The sequence below is a fragment of the Rhodoferax sp. ZS1R8 genome, from assembly GCF_056521325.1.
Genome location: NZ_JBWMBA010000139.1, coordinates 1 through 1,159, shown reverse-complemented (window position 1 = coordinate 1,159; position 1,159 = coordinate 1). Strand labels below are relative to the sequence as shown.

1 protein-coding gene and 1 pseudogene are annotated in these 1,159 nt (G+C 59.8%); both read right to left on the bottom strand.

All coding sequences use genetic code 11. From position 1 onward, the window contains the following. Positions 1-59: 59 nt before the first annotated feature. Complete coding sequence (gene ispH / locus AC097P_RS24475; RefSeq protein WP_479613014.1) at positions 60-1,046, bottom strand: 4-hydroxy-3-methylbut-2-enyl diphosphate reductase; 987 nt, start codon at positions 1,044-1,046, stop codon at positions 60-62. Then, positions 1,043-1,159 (bottom strand): annotated as a pseudogene (locus AC097P_RS24470) (FKBP-type peptidyl-prolyl cis-trans isomerase); the annotation flags it as partial. The gene ispH and the pseudogene AC097P_RS24470, both read right to left, overlap by 4 nt.

Below are 1,159 nucleotides of genomic sequence, written 5' to 3'. Positions count from 1 at the left end.
GCTAGCCCTCGAATATATTGCTTAGTGCGCTATCTAAAATATAGCGCCTTAGCCGAAGGTCAGGCATCCATCCGCAGCCCCTTGGGCAACGGAAACTTCACGGTTTCTTCGATGCCGTCCATCTTGCGCACCGACACGGCGCCTAATGCGCGAATGCGGTCAATCACCTCGCGCACCAAGACCTCCGGCGCCGAAGCCCCGGCGGTCAGACCGACGCGACTCTTGCCCTCGAACCAGGCAGTTTGCAGCTCGGCTGCACTGTCCACCATATAACTCTCCACACCCAGCTTGCGCGCCAGCTCGGCCAGCCGGTTGCTGTTTGAGCTGGTGGGGCTACCCACCACGATCATGATGTCCACCTGGGGCGACATGATCTTCACCGCGTCCTGACGGTTTTGGGTGGCGTAACAAATGTCTTGCTGCTTGGGCGACTGCACATGGGGAAAGCGCGCTTTGACTGCGGCGGCAATCTCGGCGGCGTCATCCACACTGAGTGTGGTCTGGGTAACGACGGCGAGCTTTGCCGTTTGCCGAGGCTGGATGCGTGCCACATCTTCCACATCTTCCACCAGGTGGATACTGCCGTCGTCGACCTGGCCCACGGTGCCTTCCACCTCGGGGTGGCCCTTGTGGCCGATCATGATAAATTCATAACCCTCTTTGTGCAGCTTGGCCACTTCGACGTGTACCTTGCTGACCAACGGACAGGTGGCGTCGAATACATGGAAGCCCCGGGCCTGCGCCTCCATCTGGATCGCCTTGGATACCCCGTGAGCGGAAAATACGAGGGTAGCCCCCGCCGGTACGTCATCTAGCGCTTCAATAAAGATAGCACCCTTTTCCTTGAGGTCGTTCACCACATAGGTGTTGTGCACGATCTCATGGCGCACGTAGATGGGGCGGCCAAACTTTGTCAGGGCCCGCTCCACGATCTCGATGGCGCGGTCCACTCCGGCGCAAAAGCCGCGCGGCTCGGCCAACAGGATTTCCGAAGGTTGCGCTGACAGACCGCCCGGTGCGGCGACAGACGTGGGGACTGTGTTCATAGGATTCCAATCAACTGCACTTCAAACGTCACCGGCTGACCCGCCAGCGGGTGGTTGAAGTCAAACTGCACACCCTTGCCCTCGGCTACTTGCAGCACCACGCCGGCAAACTG

Coding starts and splice junctions, on each gene's coding strand:
- ispH (WP_479613014.1), bottom strand. CDS start 1,046: ATGAACACAGTCCCCACGTCTGTCGCCGCACCGGGCGGTCTGTCAGCG.